The sequence below is a fragment of the Chromobacterium subtsugae genome, from assembly GCF_001676875.1.
Lineage (GTDB): Bacteria > Pseudomonadota > Gammaproteobacteria > Burkholderiales > Chromobacteriaceae > Chromobacterium > Chromobacterium subtsugae.
Map to the genome: position 1 here is coordinate 141,627 of NZ_JYKA01000002.1, position 20,985 is coordinate 162,611.

A 20,985-nucleotide genomic window follows, 5' to 3' on the forward strand; every position below is an offset into this window, starting at 1 on the left:
AGGGAGTGGGTCAGGCGATTGCTCGAGCAAAAAGGCATGCATCCGCTCGAACTGAAGTCGCTGAAAACCCCCGCTCCCGATGTCGGCGTGCGGTTGCCAGACGGCCGCCTGCTGGCGATAGAAGTCACCGAGGTGCTGGCCGGCGAGCATGTCCGGCGCACCGCCAAAAAGAAGGAAGCCCATCTCGCCCGCCAGGCGGCGGTGGGCATTTATTCGATGTTCGCGCTGCCGGCAAACGCCAGCGACGTCGCCTGCCGCATCGAGGCCAAGGTGGGCAAGGACTACCATGTGCCGCCCGGGCACCAGCTGCAATTGCTGCTGGCCGCCAGCACCTTCGAACACGGCGCCGTGGCGGCCACCCTGCTGCTGTATGTGTCGGTGCAGGAGCTGAACCAGCTCACCCACGACATGCTGGCGCGCTCGCGCTACCAGCACGTCTATTTGCATCTGCAGTCCGGCCGCGGCCTCTACGAGTGGAACCGCCGCCAGCGCTGGCATGAAATCCATCCGCCGGTGTTCGATGCCGGCGGCGCGCCCGGCCCGCAGGAGCTGGATCCGCAGACCGGCAAGTAATCGCTCAGTCCGGCGCCCGCCAGCTGCCGCTCTTGCCGCCGTCTTTCTCCAGCAGCCGCACGCCGCCGATCTCCATGCCGCGGTCCACCGCCTTGCACATGTCGTAGATGGTCAACAGGCCGACATTGACCGCTGTCAGCGCCTCCATCTCCACCCCGGTCTGGCCGTTGCATTCGGCGGTCACCTCGATCCGCACCGCGGACTCGGCATCCAGCAGCGCGAAATCCACCGCCAGCCGCGTCAGCGCGATCGGATGGCACAGCGGGATCAGGTCCCAGGTTTTCTTGGCCGCCATGATGGCGGCGACGCGGGCGATGCCCAGCACGTCGCCCTTCTTGTGGCCGCCGCCCTTCACCAGCGCAAAGGTGGCCGGCAGCATGCGGATGACGCCCTCTGCCACCGCGCGGCGGGCGGTGGCCGCCTTGGCGCCGACATCCACCATGTGGGCCTGGCCGCCGTCATCGAAATGCGTGAGTCGGGTCATAACGAATCCTTCAAATGAAAACGCCCGCGGCGCTCAACGCAGCAGGCAGAAAATCAGCCAGAAACAGGACACAATGATCAACAGGCCGGCGCTCCAGCGGACGATGGCCAGCACCCGGCGCAGATGGCGTCTGTCGTGGGTGAGGGCGAAGCACAACAGCGCCCAGCCTATGGCCAGGATGGTCGCCAGCAGCCACAGCCGCCAGAAGCCGAACATGCTTATTCCTGCGGCGGCAGCAAGTGGAAGCTGGACGGCGCGTCCAGCGGGTCGTCGAAGCTGACGTACTCCCAGGCCTCCGGCGTCGCCAGCAGCTTGCGCAGCAGCTTGTTGTTCATCGCGTGGCCGGACTTGTGGCCGGAGAAGGCGGCGATCAGCGGATGGCCGACGATGTACAGGTCGCCGATGGCGTCCAGCAGCTTGTGGCGGACGAACTCGTCCGGGAAGCGCAGGCCCTCTGGATTGAGCACGTACTCGTCATCGATCACGATGGCGTTGTCCAGGCTGCCGCCGCGGCCCAGGCCGTGGTTGCGCATGTATTCCAGCTCGTGCATGAAGCCGAAGGTGCGGGCGCGGCTGATTTCGTCTAGGTAGGAATGGCGGGCGAAATCCACCTCCACCGTCTGCGGCGCGCGATTGAACGCCGGGTGGTTGAACACGATGGCGAGCTTGGCCTTGAAGCCTTCGTGCGGGTCCAGCCGGACCCACACGTCGCCTTCTTCCACCATCACGCTCTGTTTGACGCGGATGAAACGCTTTTTCTTGGGCTGATCCACCACCCCGGCCGTCTGCAGCAGATAGAGGAAAGGCGCGGCGGAACCATCCATGATGGGCATTTCCGCCGCCGTCACCTCGACGACCAGGTTGTCGATGCCGAAGCCGGCAAACGCCGACATCAGATGCTCGATCGTGCCGACACGCACGCCGGTGTCCGTCACCAGCGTGGAGGAGAGGCGCGTGTCGTTGACGAGCGAGGGATCCACCTTCACGTCGACCGGCTCGGGCAAGTCGGTGCGGCGGAAGACGATGCCGGTATCGGGCGGCGCCGGCAGCAGGGTGAGCTTCACCCGCTCGCCGGAATGCAGACCGACGCCCGTGGCGCTGATCGCTTGCTTCAGCGTGCGCTGCAGTATCATTTCAGGCTACTCAACCAGACGGGAAAACCCGATTCTAGCATAGCGGCAAGCTATGCTTTATTGATTGATTCGCTTGCAAGAATAGCGTTTCTCTATCCTGTCTCTCCGCTTAGTCGGCCTGCTTGCGCAGGAAGGCCGGGATGTCGTAGCTCTCGCTCACTTCCGGATTGGAGAAGTCCAGCGACGGCGACGAGCGGCGGCGGCCGGTGCGCATGATGGCCGGCGCGTCCAGGTCTTCGTAGTTGACCATTTCCACCGCGCGGTCGTCGGTGCCGGTCTTGACGATCTTGATGTACTCCGGACGCTCTTCGTTGCGGGCGGACTTCTTCTGGCCGAGGCCGGTGGCGATCAGCGTCACGCGGATGGTGTCTTCCGGCATGTCCTCCACTTCGGCGGTGCCGAACTTGATCTGCGCCTCTTCGTCGGCGTACTGGCGGACGATGCCCATGATCTCGCGGTACTCGCTCATCTTCAGGCAGCCCGGCGCGGTGGAAATGTTCACCAGCACGCCGCGCGCGCCTTCCAGCGTGATGTTGTCGAGCAGCGGGCTGGCCACCGCCTGTTCGGCCGCCACGCGGGCGCGGTCGATGCCGGAGGCGTAGGCGGAGCCCATCATCGCCAGGCCCATTTCGCACATCACGGTGCGCACGTCGGCGAAGTCGACGTTGATCAGGCCCGGGCAAGTGATGACTTCGGCGATGCCGGCCACCGCGCCCTTGAGCACGTCATCGGCGGCGCGGAACGCCTCGCGCATGGTGACGTCCTCGCCCAGGACTTCCATCAGCTTCTCGTTGGGGATCACGATCAGCGAATCGACGTGTTTCTTCAGGTCTTCGATGCCGTTCTGCGCCACTTTCATGCGCTTGCCTTCGTGCTCGAACGGACGGGTGACCACGCCTACGGTCAGGATGCCCATTTCCTTGGCCACTTCGGCGACAACAGGCGCCGCGCCGGTGCCGGTGCCGCCGCCCATGCCGGCGGTGACGAACACCATATTGGAGCCGCGCAGCATCTCGGCGATGCGTTCGCGGTCTTCCAGCGCCGCGCTGCGGCCCACTTCCGGATTGGCGCCGGCGCCCAGGCCGCGCGTCAGGTTGGTGCCCAGCTGCAGCTTCTGCGGCGCGCGGTTGCGCTGCAGCGACTGCGCGTCGGTGTTGGCGCAGATGAACTCCACGCCGTGCACATTGCCGGTGATCATGTTGTCGATGGCGTTGCAACCGCCGCCGCCGACGCCGATCACCTTGATCACGGCCGTGGTGGCCGTTTCCTGCATCACTTCGAATACCATTCCGCTCATTTTCCTCTCCTCAACATAAGATGAGCCACTAACCGTGTTTACTACGCCCGAATCCTCGCGCCGCCGCCCATGCGGCCGGCGCTTTCCCGCCATTTAGAAGTTCCCGGCGAACCAGGCCTTCATCTTGCCGAACAATTGCCCCACGCCGGCCGACTCGGCCTTGCTGTGCGGGCCGGCATAACCCTGGATCTGGTCCTTGCCGTACAACAGCAGGCCGACGCCGGTGGAGAAGCGCGGCGTCTTCACCACTTCCGCCAGGCCGCCTACATACTTGGGCACGCCGACGCGCACCGGCAGGTGGAACACCTCTTCGGCCAGCTCCACCATGCCCGGCATCAGGCTGGCGCCGCCGGTCAACACCATGCCGGACGACAGCAGCTCCTCGAAGCCGCTGCGGCGCAGCTCCTGCTGCACCAGTTGGAACAGCTCTTCCACCCGCGGCTCGATCACTTCGGCCAGCGTCGCGCGCGACATCTGGCGCGGACCGCGCTCGCCGACGCCGGGCACTTCTATCATCTGCGCCGGATCGGCCATCGCGACCAGCGACACGCCGTGCTGGATCTTGATGTCCTCGGCTTCCTTGGTCGGGGTGCGCAAGGCCATCGCGATGTCGTTGGTGATCTGGTCGCCGGCGATCGGAATCACCGCGGTGTGGCGGATCGCGCCGCCCACGTACACGGCGATGTCGGTGGTGCCGCCGCCGATGTCGATCAGGCACACGCCCAAGTCTTTCTCGTCCTCGGACAGCACGGCGATGGCCGAGGCCATCGGCTGCAGCACCAGGTCGGACACTTCCAGGCCGCAGCGGCGCACGCACTTGGTCACGTTCTGCGCGGCCGACACCGCGCCGGTGACGATGTGCACCTTGGCTTCCAGCCGCACGCCGCTCATGCCCAAGGGCTCGCGCACGCCTTCCTGGCCGTCGATGCTGTATTCCTGGGTCAGGATGTGCAGCACCTGGTGGTCGGGCGGAATGGTCACCGCGCGCGCGGTTTCGATCACGCGGTCGATGTCCATCTTGGTGACTTCGCGATCCTTGATCGCCACCATGCCGTGCGAGTTCACACTCTTGATGTGGCTGCCGGCGATGCCGACGAACACCTCGTGAATCTTGCAGTCGGCCATCAGCTCGGCTTCTTCCAGCGCGCGCTGGATCGCCTGCACGGTGGACTCGATGTTCACCACCATGCCGCGCTTCAAGCCGCGCGACGGCGTGTGTCCCATGCCGACGATGTTAAGCTGGCCGTCTTCCAGCACCTCGGCGACGATCGCCACGATCTTAGAGGTGCCGATGTCCAGGCCGACCAGCATGTTCTTGCTTTCCTTTGGTTTGCTCACCTGTCGCTCCAACGCCTAATCACTTGTTTCCCTTTACCGGCGGCGCCTTGTAATCGGGCATCCGCACGGCGAATCCGTTTGGATAGCGCAGATCGACGTATTCGATGTGATACGGCAACCGCGCCAATTCGCTCTTCCAGTAGGTGGCGAAACGTTCCGCCCTCGCCACCACGTCATTTCTGCCCAGCTCCAGCTGCAGCTGGTTGTCCAACACCACCTTCCACGCCCGCCGCGACGACAGCCACAGCTCGCGCGGCGCCAGGCCCGACGGCTGCAAGGACTGACGCATCTGCGTCAGCATCGCCGTCATGTCCTTCTCAGCGCCGGCCGGACCGTAAAACACCGGCAGCTTGGCGTCGCTGGCGGCGTCGAAGCGCTCGCCGCGGGTGTTGACCAGGCCGTTTTCTCCCCAGCGCGCCAGCGCCACATGCTCCTCCACGGTGATGTCCAGCGCGTCCGGCCAGCGCCGCCTCACCTGCGCGTCGCGCACCCACGGCAATTTGCCGAAAGCCGCGCGCGTCTTGTCGATGTCCAGCGTGAAGAAGGTACCGGCCAGTTCATGCTCCGCGATGAACTTCAGCTGCTCGGCCGTCACCCGGTTCATATCCCCCTGGATGCGTATCTTCTTCACCGGGAATACCGGCGCGTGCGTCAGCCAGAATCCCCCCGCGTACAGCAACATCAGCGCTGCAGCGCCCAGCATCAGATTGGCCAGGCTCCGGAGCAGCCGATGGTTATCCCACATGCACCGTATCCAATACCTTCAGGCACAAGTCTTCGTAAGCGATGCCCTCGGCCCGCGCCGCCATCGGCACCAGGCTGTGGCTGGTCATGCCCGGGCTGGTATTCGCTTCCAGCAGGTAGATCTCGCCCGCTTCATCCATCAGGAAGTCCACCCGGCTCCAGCCGCGGCAACCCAATACCTTGAACGCCTTCAGCGCCAATTCGCGCGCCTTCGCTTCCACTTCCGGCGCGAGGCCGGACGGGCAGCGGTAGACCGTGTCGTCGCGGAAGTACTTGGCCTGGTAGTCGTAGTACTCGGTGGCCGGTTCGATCTTGATGGTCGGGTAAGCCACGTCGCCGATTACCGCGCAGGTGTACTCGCCGCCGCCGATAAACTGCTCGGCGATCACCACCGCGTCGTACTTGCGCGCTTCCGCAAACGCCGCGCGCAACTCGCCCGGCTGCTTGACCTTGGTCACGCCTATGCTCGAGCCCTCGCTGGACGGCTTGACGAAGATCGGCAGGCCCAGCCGCTTTTCGATGGCGTCGAAATCGCTGTCTTCATCCAGCAGCTCGAAAGCCGGAATCGGCAGGCCGGCGCCCTTCCACAACAGCTTGGTGCGCCACTTGTCCATGGCGATGGCCGAGGCCATCACGCCGCAGCCGGTATACGGCATGCCCAGCGCTTCCAGCGCGCCCTGCAGCGTGCCATCCTCGCCGAACGGGCCGTGCAGGATGTTGAACACGCAAGCGAAACCTTCTTCCTTCAAGGCCGCCAGCGGCTTTTCCGCCGGATCGAACCCGTGGGCGTCCACGCCCTTGGCCAGCAATGCCGAGAGCACGCCGGCGCCGCTCATCAGCGACACTTCGCGCTCGGACGAGCGACCGCCCATCAACACCGCCACCTTGCCGTACTGCTTCATCTATCTACCCTCAACAGGCCCGCGCCCGCGGCGCGAGCGGAAAATCCCTGGTCAAACCAGCGCCAGCACCTTGCCCGGCACCGCGCCCACCGACCCCGCGCCCATGGTCACCACAACATCGCCGTCGCGGGCGGCATCGACGATGGCCTGCGGCAGCTCGGCGATGCTCTCGACGAACAGCGGCTCTACCTTGCCGCCCACCCGCACCGCCCGCGCCAGCGCGCGGCCGTCGGCGGCGACGATGGGCGCTTCGCCGGCGGCGTACACCTCACCCAACAGCAGCGCGTCGACTCCGGACAGCACTTTGACGAAGTCTTCGAACAGATCGCGGGTGCGGGTGTAGCGGTGCGGCTGGAAAGCCAACAACAGGCGGCGGCCCGGGAAGGCGCCGCGCACCGCGGCCAGCGTGGCCGCCATTTCCACCGGGTGGTGGCCGTAATCGTCCACCAGCGTGAAGCTGCCGCCGTCCTTGGCCTTCACCTCGCCGTAGCGCTGGAAGCGGCGGCCGACGCCGGCGAATTCCGCCAGGCCTTGCTGGATGGCTTCGATGCTGGCGCCGCACTCCAAGCCGATGGCGATCGCCGACAAGGCGTTCAGCACGTTGTGGCGGCCCGGCAGGTTCAGCACCAGCGGGAAGCGGGTGATGGTGCCGTTCTTCACCACCACGTCGAAATGCATCTGGCCGGCCGCCGCGCGCACGTTTTCGGCGTAGATGTCGGCGGAATCGTCGAGGCCGTAGGTGGTCACCGGCTTGGTGATGCGCTCCTTGATCTCGCGCACGTTCGGGTCGTCCACGCACAGCACCGCGCGGCCGTAGAACGGCATCCGCTGCAGGAAATCGACGAAAGCCTGCTTCAGCTTGTCGAAGCTGTGGTCGTAGGTGTCCATGTGGTCGGCGTCGATATTGGTCACCACCGCCATCACCGGGGACAGGTGCAGGAAGGAGGCGTCCGACTCGTCGGCCTCGGCCACCAGGAATTCGCCCAAGCCCAGCTTGGCGTTGGTGCCGGCGGCGGTCAGCTTGCCGCCGATGACGAAGGTCGGGTCCAGGCCGGCCGCGCCCAGCACCGACGCGGTCAGGCTGGTGGTGGTGGTCTTGCCGTGGGTGCCGGCGATGGCGATGCCCTGCTTGAAGCGCATCAGCTCGGCCAGCATCATCGCGCGCGGGATCACCGGGATGCGCTTGTCGCGCGCCGCCAGCACTTCCGGGTTGTCGGCCTTCACCGCGGTGGACGTCACCACCACGTCGGCGCCTTCGATATAAGTGGCGTCGTGGCCGAAGAACACGCGCACGCCTTCCGCCGCCAGCCGCTTGGTGGTGGCGCCGTCGGCCATGTCGGAGCCGGACACGGTATAGCCCAGGCCGTGCAGCACCTCGGCGATGCCGCACATGCCGACGCCGCCTATGCCGACGAAATGTATGTGTTTGACCCTGTGTTTCATGTCTGTGTCTCTACTGGGACGCTTCTACGGCGTCCGGTCTATCCCCGGCCAGCTGCTGGCACAGGTCGGCCACCCGGCCGGCCGCGCCGGAGCGGGCCAGCGCGCGCGCGCGCCCGGCCTTTTCCAGCAACTGGTCTCTGTCCAAACTCGCCAGCAGGCCCGCGAGCCCGTCGGCGTTCAATTCCTTCTGCGGCAGATGCCAGGCCGCGCCGGCCTCGGCCATCCACTCGGCGTTGTCGCGCTGATGGCCGGTGGTGGACACCACCAGCGGCACCAGCACGCTAGGCACGCCGGCCGCGCACAATTCGCTGACCGTGATCGCACCGGCGCGGCAAATCACCAGATCGCACTCGGCCAGGCGCTTCGGCATGTCGTCGACGAAGGGCAGCAGCTCCACTTGCTCGCGCAGGCCCGCTGCTTGATAAGCCGCCTCGACCGCGGCGAAATTGGCCTCGCCGGTCTGGTGCGTCAGTTGCGGCCGCTTGTCGGCCGGCAACTTGGCCATCGCCTGCGGCAGCGTTTCGTTCAATATTTTCGCGCCCAGGCTCCCGCCCACCACCAGCACTTTCAGCGGACCGCTGCGGCCGGCGAAGCGCTCGGCCGGCGGCGCGATGTTCTCGATCTCGCCGCGCACCGGATTGCCGGTGACCAGCGCCTTGGCCTGCCGCGCGGCGCTGCCGTCGAAACCGCAGGCCAGCTTGCTGGCGAACGGCAGCAGCGCCTTGTTGCTGAGCAGCAGACCGGCATCGGCGTTGACCAGCACCAGCGGCTTCCACAGCAGAGCCGCCGCCGCGCCGCCGGGCAGGCAGACATAGCCGCCCATCCCCAGCACCGCGTCCGGCCGATGGCGCAGCATCAGCGCCAGGCTGCGGACAAACGCGGCCGCCAGTTGCGCCGCGCCCGTAAGCGAGCCCAGCAGGCCCTTGCCGCGCACGCCATGGAAATTCAGCTTTTCCAACGGGATACCGGACGGCGGCACCAGCTTGTTCTCCATTCCGCGGCTGGTGCCCAGCCACACCACTTTCCAGCCGCGCTGTTGCAGCTCTTTGGCCACGGCGAGGCCGGGGACGATGTGTCCGCCCGTGCCTGCCGCCATCACCATGACCGTGCGATTCGCCATTTCTATCCGTTCCGTTAAATCTTGTTGCCGCGCATCATGCGCCGGTTCTTGCTTCGCCCTTCGGGCTCGCAGAAACCAAAGGACACGGCGCCAAGGCGCCTGGAAAGGCTTGCAGCCTTTCTTTATGCGGGGCTAAACCTTATAGCCCCGCATAATCCTTCGGTTTTCGTAGTCCACCCGCAGCAGCACCGCCACCGCGATCAAATTCATCAACATCGCCGAACCGCCGAACGACATCAGCGGCAGCGTCAAACCCTTGGTCGGCAACAGGCCCATGTTCACCCCGATGTTGAAGAACACCTGGATGCCCAGCCAAATGCCTATGCCCTGCGCCACCAGCGCCTGGTAGTAGCGCTCCAGCTTTTTCGACTCCACGCCGATATGGAAGGCGCGGCGCACGATCCAGGCGTACAGGCCAACCACAACGCAGATGCCGGCGAAACCGAACTCCTCGGCGATCACCGCCATGATGAAGTCGGTGTGCGCCTCCGGCAGGTAGAACAGCTTTTCGATGCTGCCGCCCAAGCCCACGCCAAACCATTCTCCACGTCCGATCGCGATCAGCGAGTGACTCAGCTGATAACCCTTGCCGTAGGGATCGTCCCACGGGTCCATGAAGCCCAGCACCCGCTTCAGCCGGTACGGCGAGGAAATGATCAACACCACGATCGCGCCCACCGCCATCACCGCCAGCCCGGAGAAGATGCGCATATTGATGCCGCCGAGAAACAGCAGGCCCATCGCGATGCTCATCACCACCATCAGCGCGCCGAAGTCCGGCTCGCGCAGCAGCAGGAAAGCCACCACCACCATCGCCATGAACATCGGCAGAAAACCTTCCTTGATGCTGTGCAACAGGTGGCTCTTGCGCACCGTGTAGTCAGCCGCGTACAGCACCACCGCGAACTTCATCACCTCCGACGGCTGCAGATTCAGCACCAGCAGGTTGATCCAGCGCCGCGAACCGTTCACCACCTTGCCGATGCCGGGAATCAGCACCAGCACCAGCATCACCAAGCCGATCAGGAAGATCTTCCCCGAATACTTCTGCCAGAAGCCGGTGGGAATCTGGAACGCCATGTACGCCGCCGCCAGGCCGATCACCATGAATACCACGTGGCGGATCAGGTAGAAGTAGCGGTTCTGCGTCGCCGCGTCGGCTTCCGCGTAGGCGATAGACGCCGAATACACCATCACCAGGCTGATCGACAGCAACAGCGCCAGCGCCCAGGCCAGCGCTTCGTCCAACGGGGTGATCGCCACGTAATGGCGCGCCGGGTTGCGGTTCATCGCCGCTCCGCCTTCAGCGCCGCGACGGTGTCGATGAACACCTGGGCGCGGTGCGCGTAGTTGCGGAACATGTCCAGGCTGGCGCAGGCCGGCGACAGCAGCACCACGTCGCCCGGCCGGGCCAAAGCCGCCGCGCGGCGCGTGGCCGCCTCCAGCGTGTCGAAGCGTTCCACCGCGACGCCGCTGCCTTCCAGCGCGGCCTCGATGCGGCCGGCGTCGCGGCCGATCAGCAACGCCGCGCGCGCCGCGCGCCGGCAAGCCGCCTGCAGCGGCGCGAAATCCTGCCCCTTGCCGTCGCCGCCGGCGATCAACACCACCGGACGGGTCATGCCGTCCAGCGCCGCTTCGGTGGCGCCGACATTGGTGCCCTTGGAATCATCGATAAACGCAACACCGTCGAATTCGTCTACCAGCTCCACGCGATGCGCGAGGCCGCGGAAAGTCTTCAGCCCGTCCAGCAGCGTGTTCAGCGGCAGGCCTATGCCCTGGCACAGCGCCAGCGCGGCCAGCGCGTTGGCGGCGTTGTGCAGGCCTTGCAGCTGCATGTCGGCGCAGTCGAACACCGCTTCGCCGGCCACGCTCAGCCGGTAGCCGTCGCCGCGCGAGAGCGCGTAGTCGGCCTCGCCCTGCAACGAGAACCACTTCACCTCGTGGCCGGGGCGGACCATGGCGCGTACCAGCGGGTCGTCGCGGTTCAGCACCTGCAGGCCGTCGCCGTTGAACACCGCGGTCTTGGCGTGGGCGTAGTCCAACAGGTCGGCGTAGCGGTCGAGGTGGTCCTCGGAAATGTTCAGCACGGTGGCGGCGTCGGCGCGCAGGCTGAAGGTGGACTCCAGCTGGAAGCTGGACAGCTCCAGCACCCAGACGTCGGGCCGCTTGCCGCTTTGCTCGCGCGCCAGCTGAGCCTCCAGCACCGCCAGGCCGATATTGCCGGCGACCACGGTATCGAGGCCGGCGGCTTCGCACAAATGGCCGACCAGGCTGGTGACGGTGCTCTTGCCGTTGGAGCCGGAAATGGCGATCACCTTGCTGCCGTCGCCCTGGATCGCTCGCGCCAGCAGTTCGATGTCGCCCACCACCTCGCCGCCGGCGCGGCGGAAGGCGGCGATGGCCGGGTTGACCAGCGGCACGCCGGGGCTGACCACCAGCAGCTCCATGCCGGCGAAGGTGGCGGCGGTGAACTCGCCGCGCGACACTGGCGTGCCCGGCAGCCAGCGCTCCAGCTCGGCCAGCCGCTCGGCGGACGGATTGGCGTCGACCGCGCTGACACGTGCGCCGTGGGCGGCCAGGTAGCGCGCGGCCGCCAGCCCCGAGCCTCCCAGCCCCACCACCATCACTTGTCGATTGGCGTAATCCATCGTCGCTATCCTCAGCGCAGCTTCAGCGTGGACAGGCCGGCCAGCACCAGCATCATGGTGATAATCCAGAAACGCACCACTACCTGCGTCTCCTTCCAGCCTTTCAATTCAAAATGGTGATGCAGCGGCGCCATGCGGAACACCCGCTTGCCGGTGAGCTTGAACGAGCCGACCTGTATCATCACCGACAGCGCTTCCACCACGAACAGGCCGCCCATGATGAACAGCACCACTTCCTGGCGCACGATCACCGCGACGGTGCCCAGCGCGGCGCCCAGCGCCAGCGCGCCGACATCGCCCATGAACACCTGGGCCGGATAGGCGTTGAACCACAGGAAGCCCAGGCAGGCGCCGCACATCGCCGCGCAGAACACCACCACCTCGTGCGCGCCGGGAATGAAGGGCACGCCCAGATACTTGGAGAACACCGCGTGGCCGGCGGCGTAGGCGAAGATCGACAGGCCGGCCGACACCATCACGGTGGGCAGCGCGGCCAGGCCGTCCAGGCCGTCGGTCAGGTTGACCGAATTGGAGGTGCCGACGATCACCAGGTAGGTCAGCACGCAGAAGCCCACCGCGCCCAGCGGATAGGCGACGGTCTTGAAGAAGGGCACGATGAATTCGGTGGACGCCGGCAGCTTGGCGGTGGCGATCAGGAACACGCCGGCGCCGATGGCGATGGCCGATTGCCACGCCATCTTGAACTTGGCGGACACGCCTTTCGGGTCCTTGTACACCACCTTGCGCCAATCGTCGTAAAAGCCCAGCGCGCCGGTGCCCAGCATCACCGCCAGCAGCAGCCACACGTATTTATTGGACAGATCGGCCCACAGCAGCGTGGTGATGGTGATGGCCAGCAGGATCAGCGAGCCGCCCATGGTCGGCGTGCCGGCCTTGACCAGGTGGGTTTGCGGACCATCGTTGCGCACCGCCTGGCCGACCTTCAATTCGGTCAGCTTGCGGATCACCCACGGCCCCAGCAGCAGCGAAATCGCCAGCGAAGTCAGGGCCGCCATCACCGCGCGCAGCGTGATGTAATTGAAAACATTGAAGGCCCGGATGTGCGAGCCCAACAGATCAGCCAACCAAAGCAGCACCTTATACTCCCTCTGTGTTTGCGTGCATCAGGTGTTCCACCACCCGTTCCATGCGCATGAAGCGCGACCCCTTGACCAGAACGGCGGTACCCGACGCCAGCCGGCTATCCAGGCACTCCAACAACTCGTCAATCGAATCAAAATGCTGCGCGCCGGCGCCGAAAGCGGCGACGGCTCCGCGCGACAGCTCGCCCAGCGCGAAGAGCTGTTCGATGCCGCGCAGGCGCGCATGTTCCCCGACTTCGGCATGCAAGGCCGGCGCGGCCTCGCCCAGCTCGCCGATGTCGCCCATCACGAAACAGCGCGGCCCCGGCTGGCTGGCCAGCACGTCCAGCCCGGCCTTCATCGAATCCGGGTTGGCGTTGTAGCTGTCGTCGATCACGGTCAGGCCGCGCGGACCTTGCTTGATCTGCAGGCGGCCCTTGGCGCCGCCGAAGGCCGCCAGGCCAGCGGCGATGGCCGCCAGCGGCACCTCCAGCGCCAGCGCGACGGCAGCCGCCGCCAGCGCGTTGCGCACGTTGTGCTCGCCCGGAGCCGGCAGCGCGATGTCGATCTCCCCAAGCGGGGAAACCAGCGTGAAGCGGCTTTGCAGCGCATCCATCCGCAGCGCGCGCGCGCCGATCTGGGCGTCCGCGCCCAAGCCGAAGCTCAATTGGCGATGCGGGCCGGCGGCGGCGCGGAACAAGGGCAGATTGGCGTCGTCGGCGTTGACCACCGCCACGCCGCCGTCTTCCAGCCCCTCGAAAATCTCCGCCTTGGCGCGGGCCACTTCAGCGGTGGAGCCGAAATGGCCGAAGTGGGCGCGCATCGCGTTGTTGACCAGCGCCACCCGCGGCCGCGCCAGGCCGGTCAGGTAGCGCAGCTCGCCATGATGGTTCATGCCCATCTCGATCACCGCGTAACGATGCTGCGGCTTCAGCTGCAGCAAGGTCAGCGGCAGGCCGATGTCGTTGTTGAAATTGCCGGCGGTGGCCAGCACGGCGTCCGCGCCGGCGTGCGCGCGCAAAATGGCGGCCAGCATTTCCTTGACCGTGGTCTTGCCGTTGGAGCCGGTGACGCCGACGCAAACCGCGGGCTGGCTGGCGCGCCAGCCGGCGGCCAGGCGGCCCAACGCCAGCCGGGTGTCGTCGCCGGCCTGGATCAGGCTGGCGCCCGCCAGCTCGAAGCCGTCGCGCACCAGCGCGGCGGCGCCCTTGGCCGTCACTTCGGCGACGAAGTCATGGGCGTCGAAACGCTCGCCCTTCAGCGCGACGAACAGGTCGCCCGGCTGCGCCAGCCGGCTGTCGGTGATCACGCGCAGCACTTCGCCGTCGGCGCCGATCAGGCGGCCTTTGGCAAAGTCGGCGGCTTGGCTCAGCGTCATCATGCTTGCTGCCCCCAGGCGGTGAGCGCCTCTTCCGCGACGCGGAAGTCGGAGAACGGCCGCTTGGCGCCGGCGACGTCCTGGTATTCCTCATGGCCCTTGCCGGCGATCAGCACCACGTCGCCCACCTTGGCCTGGCTCACCGCCCAGTGGATGGCGGCCTCGCGGTCGGCCTCCACGTGCGCGCGGGCGGCGTCCATGCCGGCCAACACGTCGCGGATGATGGCCTGCGGGTCCTCGCTGCGCGGGTTGTCGCTGGTCAGCACCGCCACGTCGGCGTGTTTCTCGGCGATGGCGCCCATCATCGGACGCTTGCCCGGATCGCGGTCGCCGCCGCAGCCGAATACGCAGAACAGCCGGCCGCCGGCCGGGCGGATTTCGCCCAGCGTCGCCAGCGCCTTCTCCAACGCGTCGGGCGTGTGGGCGTAGTCGATCACCACCAGCGGCTCATGGGTGCCGCCTATGCTCTGCATGCGGCCGCGCGCCGGCTGGATGCGCGCCATCACCGCGGCGGCGTCCTGCAGGCTGACGCCGTTGACGCACAGCGTGGCCAGACAGGCCAGCAGATTGGCGGCGTTGAAGCGGCCGACCAGGCCGGTGCGCACGTCGGTCACGCCCCACGGCGTGGTCACGGTCATTTGCAGGCCTTCCAGCGTGGCGGCCAGCGCCAGCGGACGGACATCGCCCTGCTCCAGGCCGTAGGTCACCACTTGCGTAATCTTGGGATCGATCTCGGCGGCCAGCTGGCGGCCGAAAGCGTCGTCGGCATTGATCACCGCCTGCTTCAGGCCTTCCCAGAAGAACAGCTTCTTCTTGGATTCGCCGTAAGCCTGCATCGAACCGTGGTAGTCCAGATGGTCGCGGGTCAGGTTGGTGAACACCGCGGTCGCGAAGGCCACGCCGTTGACGCGGAACTGGTCCAGGCCGTGGCTGGACACCTCCATCGTCACCACGTGCGCGCCCTGGCGGCGGTATTCGGCCAGCTTCTGCTGCACCGTCACCGGGTCCGGCGTGGTGTGGGTGGTTTCGGTCAGTTGGCCGTAAAAACCGTTGCCGACGGTGCCGATCAACGCCGCTTTGCGGCCCAGCAGCGAAAAGGCCTGCGCCAGCCAGTGCGAAATGGAGGTCTTGCCGTTGGTGCCGGTGATGCCGACCACGGTCAGGTCGCGCGCCGGCTCGCCCAGCACGTGGGCGGCGACGATGCCGGCGCGCTCGCGCAGATTGGGCACCGCCAGGTTGGGCACTTGCCAGGCCGGATTCCAGGCGAAGCCGTCGGCGTCGTCCCACAGCACCGCGGCCGCGCCTTTTTCCAGCGCGGCGGCGATGAAATCGCGGCCATCGGCGAACTCGCCGCGGCAGGCGAGAAATACGTCGCCAGGCAGCACGCGGCGGCTGTCGGCCTCCACTCGCTTGATGGTCAGGCCCAGCTGGTTCAACGCGGCCGGATCCCAGTCCGGCAAGGCGATCAGACGACTCTTCATGGTTCAGAAATCCGCCGGAACGGGGGTCGATTCCGGCAATAAAGTGTTATTGGATGGCTCGTCGGGCGGCACATTGAGCACTCGCAGCGCGCCGCCGGCGACCTGCGAGAACACCGGGGCCGACACCGCGCCGCCGTAATATTTGCCGGCGGAGGGCTCGTCTATCATCACCGCCACGATCACCTTGGGCGCATGGCCGGGCGCGAAGCCCATGAACAGCGCGCGGTGCTTGTTGGCCACATAGGTGCGGCCTTCCAGCTTGCGCGCGGTGCCGCTCTTGGCGCCGATGCTGTAGCCGATGATGCGGCCGCCGACGGCGCCGCCGCCCGGCTGGCTGTTGGCGATCAACAAATCGCGCATCTCGTGCGCGGTCTTGACGTCGATCACCCGCTTGCCCGGCATCGGGTTGCTGGTCTTGTACAGCGCGATCGGCAGCATCACGCCGTCGTTGGCGAAAATGGTGTAGGCGCGCGCCATCTGGATCAGGCTGACCGACACGCCGTAGCCGAAGGACATCGTCGCCTGCTCGATCGGCCGCCAGTGGTGCCAGTCGCGCAGCCGGCCGCTGGCCTCGCCGGGGAAGCCGGTGTTGGGCGCGCGGCCGAAGCCCAGCGCGTCGTAGTGCTTCCAGAACTCTTCCGGGCTGTTCATCAGCGCGAGCTTGCTGGTGCCGACGTTGGACGACTTCTGGATGATGCCGAGAATGCCCAGGCTGGCCTGCGGCGACACGTCGCGGATGGTGGCCGGGCCTATCATGTAGCTGTGGGTATCCAGCACCGTGTTCAGATTGGCCTTGCCGTGCTCCAGCGCCAGCGCGATCGACAGCGGCTTCATGGTGGAGCCGGGCTCGAACAGATCGATCACGCCGCGGTTGCGCATCATTTCCGGCGTCACGCCGACGCGGTTGTTGGGGTTGAACGACGGGTAGTTGGCCAAGGCCAGCAGTTCGCCGGTATGGGCGTCCAGCACCACCACGCTGCCGGCCTTGGCCTTGTTGGTTTCCACCGCGGCCTTGATCTCGCGGTAGGCCAGGTACTGGATGCGGTGGTCTATCGCCAGCGCCAGCTTCTGGCCGTCGCGCGGCGGCTCGATCGCGGCGACGTCTTCGATGATGTGGCCGCGGCGGTCCTTCAACACCACGCGGCGGCCGTCCTTGCCCGCCAGCATCTTTTCGCGGGCAAGCTCGACGCCTTCCTGGCCCTTGCCGTCCACGCCGGTGAAACCGATGATGTGCGACACGATTTCGCCGGCCGGGTAGAAGCGGCGGAACTCCTGCTGCTTGGCGATGCCGGGAATGCCCAGCGCCATCACCTTGTCAGCCTGCTCCGGGCTGATCTGGCGCTTGATGTAGACGAATTCCTTCTTGCGGTCGGACAGCTTGGCCGACAGCTCTTCCGGCGACAGATCCAGCAAGGCGGCCAGTTCGCGCAGCTTGGCCGGCGGCACCGGCTCCATGTCGGCGGGGCTGGCCCAGATGGTCTGCACCGGGGTGCTGATCGCCAACGGCTCGCCGTTGCGGTCGGTGATCACGCCGCGGTTGGCCTCCAGCGTCAGCGCGCGGCGAAAACGGGCCTCGCCCTGGTTCTGCAGGAAGTCCTGCTGCACCACCTGCAGATACATCGCGCGGCAGACCAGCGCGAAAAACAGCAACGCCAGCATCAACAGCACACAGCGCACGCGGGTGCTGGTCATGCGCAGGGACGGACTGGCCGACATCGGCCGCTGACGAACGCTGTAGTTGCTGCCGGCTCGCATCAAATCTTCCCTCCGGGGGATATCACCTGGATCTGGCGCGGATCCGGGGTATGCATGTCAAGACGGGTGGACGCGGCCTTCTCGATCACCGCGTGCGCGCCCCAGGTGCTTTGCTCCAGCTGCAGCTGGCCGTATTCCACCTCCAGCTGCTGCCCGGACTTGGTTTCCTTCTGCAGATCGCTGTAAAGCTTGCGCGACACGTGGGTGGACGTCACCACCGACCAGGCGGAGAAGACGGTCATCGCCAGCAGCATCGCGTTGAGCTTGTTCATGCGTCCGCCTCCCGCCACGGCGCGGCGGTGCGCTCGGCCACGCGCATGATGGCGCTGCGGGCGCGCGGATTCTCGTGCACTTCCTCGTCGCCGGCGCGTATCGCCTTGCCCACCAGGGCGATAGGCGGCTTGGCCATGTCGGCCGCGCGCACCATCGCCCAGGCCGGCAGCTTTTCCTCGCTGCTGACGTCGCGCAGGTACTGCTTGACGATGCGGTCCTCCAGCGAATGGAAGCTGATCACCGCCAGGCGGCCGCGCTCGCCCAGCAGGCGCGCCGCCTGCGGCAGCACCGACTTCAATTCGTCCAGCTCGCGGTTCACAAAGATCCGGATCGCCTGGAAGGTGCGCGTAGCCGGGTCTTGACCCGGTTCCCGAGTACGGACGTTTTGCCCAACGAGCAAAGCGAGCTCGCGCGTGGTCGTGATGGGGTGTTCCCCCCGTTGCGCAACAATGGCTGCTGCGATCTTGCGAGCAAACCGCTCTTCACCATAAGTCTTGATCACCTCAGAAATATCGGCCTCGTCGGCCGTTGCCAACCATTCGGCGGCGGTGACGCCGCGAGTGGTATCCATGCGCATGTCCAGCGGCGCGTCGAAACGGAAGCTGAAACCTCGGCTGCCGTCGTCGATCTGCGGCGAGGACACGCCCAGATCCATCAGCACGCCGTCGACGCCGGCCACGCCCAGGCGCGCCAGTTCCGACGACAGCGTCTCGAAGCCGTTGTGAACGATGTTGAAGCGGGAATCCTCCGCCGCCAGCCGGTCGGCGACGGCGATGGCTTCCGGGTCCTTGTCGAAGGCGATCAGCCGGCCGTTCGGGCCAAGCTTCGACAGGATCAAACGGCTGTGGCCTCCGCGACCGAAGGTGCAGTCGACGTAGACGCCGTCGGGCCGGATGGCCAGCGCGTCGACCGCTTCGGTCAGCAATACCGTGCGATGCACGAAGGTGGGGGTGCTCACAGCGTGAAGTCTCCAAGGTGTTGGGCCAGGTCGGCCTGGTCGATGGCCAGCGCGTCGGCGGTCTGGCTGTCCCATTCCTCGGCATTCCACAATTCGAAGCGGTTGCCCATGCCTACCAGGGCGACGTCCTTGTCCAGCGCGGTCAGTTCGCGCAGGCGGGCCGGCAGCAGCACGCGGCCGGCGGAATCCATTTCCAGGGTTTCGGCGTGGCCAAGCACCAGCCGTTGATAGCGTTTCAGAGTGGGATTGCCGGTGGGAAGGGCAAGCAGGCGGGCCTCGACCGGGCGCCAGTTGGGTTCGGGATACAGCAGCAGGTGGTCTTGGGATTCCAGGGTGACGATCAGCTTGTGGCCAAACGCGGACAGCAGTGTCTCGCGGTGTTTGGCCGGAATAGCCAAACGCCCCTTGCTATCGAGAGACAGGATACTGACGCCACCAATCATGATTTGAACCCGCTGACCGAGAAAACGGAGCCGTCGCCCCGGGGGGCATTTGCCCCACTTTCACCCACTTTATCCCACTTTTCGCCACTATAAGAAAGAACCGCCCCACGGTCAACATAGGAATTCTCTAATTCGCCTTTTGCGACAATGACTTACGGACGGGTGTAAAAATGGAATCCGTGATAAATCAGTGACTTAAAATCACCAATAAAAGTGGGACGTGAACATTGCGGATCATAGGGGATGCAACATGGCGGCAATAATTGCCGATGGAACTCTCTGACGCACAAGTATCTTCAATAAAAGAAACACTTTACCCGCTAGCAGTTTCAGGGTTGTATTTAAAAAACAACATGCGGCTTAAACCAGCCGCATGTTGTTTGAGTAAATCAGCTCAGCCCAGCTTCTGGCGCAGGATATCCTGGACCTGGGCCGGGTTGGCCTTGCCCTTGGACGCCTTCATCACCTGGCCGGCCAGCGCGTTCAGCGCCTTTTCCTTGCCGGCGCGGAATTCCTCCACCGCCTTGGGGTTGGCGGCGATCGCCTCTTCCACCATCTTCTCGATAGCGCCGACGTCGGACACCTGCTTCAGGCCGTCGCGCTCGATGATGTCATCGGCGGACAGTTCGCTGTCCCACAGCGCTTCGAACACCTGCTTGGCCAGCTTGCTGGACAGGGTGTTGTCGGCGATGCGGACGATCAGGCCGGACAAGCGCGCCACCGAGATCGGGCAATCGGCGATGTCCTTGCCGTCGCGATTCAGCCGCGCGGCGATTTCGCCGTTGATCCAGTTGGCGGCCAGCTTGCCCTGGCCGGAAGCCTTGGCCACGGCTTCGAAATACTCGGCCTGAGCCAGGCTGGAAGTCAGCAGCGCCGCGTCGTAGGCGGACACGCCGTAGCTTTCCACGAAGCGGGCCTGCATCGCGGCCGGCAACTCCGGCATCTCGCCCCGGATGCGGGCGATCTGCTCGTCGGAGATGCGCACCGGCAGCAGGTCAGGGTCCGGGAAGTAGCGGTAGTCGTGCGCGTCTTCCTTGCTGCGCATCATGCGGGTCTCGCCGCTGTCCGGGTCGAACAGCACGGTGGCCTGCTGCACCTTGCCGCCGTCTTCCAGGGTGTCGATCTGCCACTGGATTTCGTACTTGGCGGCCTGCTCCAGGAAGCGGAAGGAGTTGAGGTTCTTGATCTCGCGGCGGGTGCCGAATTCCTTCTGCCCCTCCGGGCGCACCGATACGTTGACGTCCATGCGGAAGCTGCCTTCCTGCATATTGCCGTCGCAGATGCCCAGCCAGGTCACCAGCGTGTACAAGGCCTTGACGTAGGCCAGCGCCTCGTCGACCGAGCGCATGTCGGGCTCGGACACCACTTCCAGCAGCGGCGTGCCGGCGCGGTTCAGGTCGATGCCGGACAGGCCCTGGAAGTCTTCGTGCAGGCTCTTGCCGGCGTCTTCTTCCATGTGGGCGCGGGTCACGCCGATGACCTTTTCCTGATCGCCGACCAGAATCTTGAGCTTGCCGCCCTCGACGATGGGCAGGTCCATCTGGCTGATCTGATAACCCTTGGGAAGGTCCGGATAGAAGTAGTTCTTGCGGGCGAACACGTTCTTCTGGTTGATGTTGGCGTCCAGCGCCAAACCCAGGCGAATCGCCTTGTCCACCACCGCGCGGTTCAGCACCGGCAGCACGCCGGGCAGCGCCAACTCCACCGCGGAAGCCTGGGTGTTCGGTTCGGCGCCGAAGGCGGTGCTGGCGCCGGAGAAAATCTTGGAGACGGTATTGAGCTGCACGTGCACCTCGATACCGATTACGACTTCCCATTTCATGGTCGGAAAATCCTTATTCATGCCAGAACGCAAGCTCAGCCGCGCTCTTGGAAACGTAAACTCTTAGCCTGCTCGCAAGCGGCGCGAAGACAAGGCGGGCACGCGCAGACG

The 20,985-nt window shown here is 65.8% G+C and carries 20 protein-coding genes; 1 reads left to right on the forward strand and 19 read right to left on the reverse strand.

Annotated elements, in window-relative coordinates:
• The first annotated feature begins 36 nt into the window (after positions 1–36).
• Positions 37–573 (forward strand): hypothetical protein, encoded by a 537-nt coding sequence (locus tag MY55_RS02920; RefSeq protein ID WP_043571784.1) that lies wholly within the window; start codon positions 37–39, stop codon positions 571–573.
• 4 nt (positions 574–577) lie between these two features.
• On the opposite strand, the gene moaC is transcribed toward MY55_RS02920, so the two are convergent.
• The 19 genes from moaC to gatB form a co-directional block, all read right to left on the reverse strand.
• Positions 578–1,057, reverse strand: a complete 480-nt coding sequence (moaC, locus tag MY55_RS02925; RefSeq protein ID WP_043571782.1) for a cyclic pyranopterin monophosphate synthase MoaC — start codon at positions 1,055–1,057, stop codon at positions 578–580.
• Positions 1,058–1,090: 33 nt separating this feature from the next.
• Positions 1,091–1,273, reverse strand: a complete 183-nt coding sequence (locus MY55_RS02930; protein WP_043571780.1) for a hypothetical protein — start codon at positions 1,271–1,273, stop codon at positions 1,091–1,093.
• A gap of 2 nt (positions 1,274–1,275) precedes the next feature.
• Positions 1,276–2,187, reverse strand: a complete 912-nt coding sequence (gene lpxC, locus MY55_RS02935; RefSeq protein WP_043571973.1) for a UDP-3-O-acyl-N-acetylglucosamine deacetylase — start codon at positions 2,185–2,187, stop codon at positions 1,276–1,278.
• A 112-nt stretch (positions 2,188–2,299) separates the two neighbouring features.
• Positions 2,300–3,487 carry a cell division protein FtsZ gene (gene ftsZ, locus MY55_RS02940; protein WP_043571778.1) on the reverse strand — a complete coding sequence of 396 codons (1,188 nt, stop codon included), beginning with the start codon at positions 3,485–3,487 and terminating at the stop codon, positions 2,300–2,302.
• Positions 3,488–3,580: 93 nt separating this feature from the next.
• Positions 3,581–4,825, reverse strand: a complete 1,245-nt coding sequence (gene ftsA / locus MY55_RS02945) for a cell division protein FtsA (protein ID WP_043571776.1) — start codon at positions 4,823–4,825, stop codon at positions 3,581–3,583.
• A gap of 19 nt (positions 4,826–4,844) precedes the next feature.
• Positions 4,845–5,570 carry a cell division protein FtsQ/DivIB gene (locus tag MY55_RS02950; protein WP_043571774.1) on the reverse strand — a complete coding sequence of 242 codons (726 nt, stop codon included), beginning with the start codon at positions 5,568–5,570 and terminating at the stop codon, positions 4,845–4,847.
• On the reverse strand, positions 5,560–6,471 hold the full coding sequence (locus MY55_RS02955) for a D-alanine--D-alanine ligase (protein WP_043571771.1): 912 nt from the start codon (positions 6,469–6,471) through the stop codon (positions 5,560–5,562). The genes MY55_RS02950 and MY55_RS02955 overlap by 11 nt, the downstream gene beginning before the upstream one ends.
• Positions 6,472–6,522: 51 nt before the next feature.
• Positions 6,523–7,914, reverse strand: a complete 1,392-nt coding sequence (gene murC / locus MY55_RS02960) for a UDP-N-acetylmuramate--L-alanine ligase (protein ID WP_065201945.1) — start codon at positions 7,912–7,914, stop codon at positions 6,523–6,525.
• A gap of 10 nt (positions 7,915–7,924) precedes the next feature.
• Positions 7,925–9,034, reverse strand: a complete 1,110-nt coding sequence (gene murG, locus MY55_RS02965) for an undecaprenyldiphospho-muramoylpentapeptide beta-N-acetylglucosaminyltransferase (protein ID WP_047236412.1) — start codon at positions 9,032–9,034, stop codon at positions 7,925–7,927.
• 132 nt (positions 9,035–9,166) lie between these two features.
• A complete protein-coding gene (gene ftsW / locus MY55_RS02970) occupies positions 9,167–10,324 on the reverse strand; it encodes a putative lipid II flippase FtsW (RefSeq protein WP_047236411.1) in 1,158 nt (385 codons plus the stop codon).
• Positions 10,321–11,682, reverse strand: a complete 1,362-nt coding sequence (gene murD, locus MY55_RS02975) for a UDP-N-acetylmuramoyl-L-alanine--D-glutamate ligase (RefSeq protein ID WP_065201946.1) — start codon at positions 11,680–11,682, stop codon at positions 10,321–10,323. The genes ftsW and murD overlap by 4 nt, the downstream gene beginning before the upstream one ends.
• A gap of 11 nt (positions 11,683–11,693) precedes the next feature.
• Positions 11,694–12,779: a phospho-N-acetylmuramoyl-pentapeptide-transferase gene (gene mraY, locus MY55_RS02980; protein WP_043571763.1), complete on the reverse strand. Its 1,086-nt coding sequence runs from the start codon at positions 12,777–12,779 to the stop codon at positions 11,694–11,696.
• Position 12,780: 1 nt separating this feature from the next.
• Positions 12,781–14,145 (reverse strand): UDP-N-acetylmuramoyl-tripeptide--D-alanyl-D-alanine ligase, encoded by a 1,365-nt coding sequence (locus MY55_RS02985; protein WP_065201947.1) that lies wholly within the window; start codon positions 14,143–14,145, stop codon positions 12,781–12,783.
• The gene (locus MY55_RS02990) at positions 14,142–15,623 is read right to left on the reverse strand and encodes a UDP-N-acetylmuramoyl-L-alanyl-D-glutamate--2,6-diaminopimelate ligase (RefSeq protein WP_065201948.1); all 1,482 of its coding nucleotides are present in this window, start codon (positions 15,621–15,623) and stop codon (positions 14,142–14,144) included. The genes MY55_RS02985 and MY55_RS02990 overlap by 4 nt, the downstream gene beginning before the upstream one ends.
• A 3-nt stretch (positions 15,624–15,626) precedes the next feature.
• Positions 15,627–17,378 carry a peptidoglycan D,D-transpeptidase FtsI family protein gene (locus MY55_RS02995; protein ID WP_043571757.1) on the reverse strand — a complete coding sequence of 584 codons (1,752 nt, stop codon included), beginning with the start codon at positions 17,376–17,378 and terminating at the stop codon, positions 15,627–15,629.
• Positions 17,378–17,650 carry a cell division protein FtsL gene (gene ftsL, locus MY55_RS03000; RefSeq protein WP_043571755.1) on the reverse strand — a complete coding sequence of 91 codons (273 nt, stop codon included), beginning with the start codon at positions 17,648–17,650 and terminating at the stop codon, positions 17,378–17,380. Before ftsL ends, MY55_RS02995 begins: the two co-directional genes overlap by 1 nt.
• Positions 17,647–18,609 (reverse strand): 16S rRNA (cytosine(1402)-N(4))-methyltransferase RsmH, encoded by a 963-nt coding sequence (gene rsmH / locus MY55_RS03005; protein ID WP_065201949.1) that lies wholly within the window; start codon positions 18,607–18,609, stop codon positions 17,647–17,649. Before rsmH ends, ftsL begins: the two co-directional genes overlap by 4 nt.
• Positions 18,606–19,052: a division/cell wall cluster transcriptional repressor MraZ gene (mraZ, locus tag MY55_RS03010; RefSeq protein ID WP_043571751.1), complete on the reverse strand. Its 447-nt coding sequence runs from the start codon at positions 19,050–19,052 to the stop codon at positions 18,606–18,608. Before mraZ ends, rsmH begins: the two co-directional genes overlap by 4 nt.
• A gap of 394 nt (positions 19,053–19,446) precedes the next feature.
• Positions 19,447–20,874: an Asp-tRNA(Asn)/Glu-tRNA(Gln) amidotransferase subunit GatB gene (gene gatB, locus MY55_RS03015; protein WP_047243131.1), complete on the reverse strand. Its 1,428-nt coding sequence runs from the start codon at positions 20,872–20,874 to the stop codon at positions 19,447–19,449.
• Between the last annotated feature and the right edge of the window lie 111 nt (positions 20,875–20,985).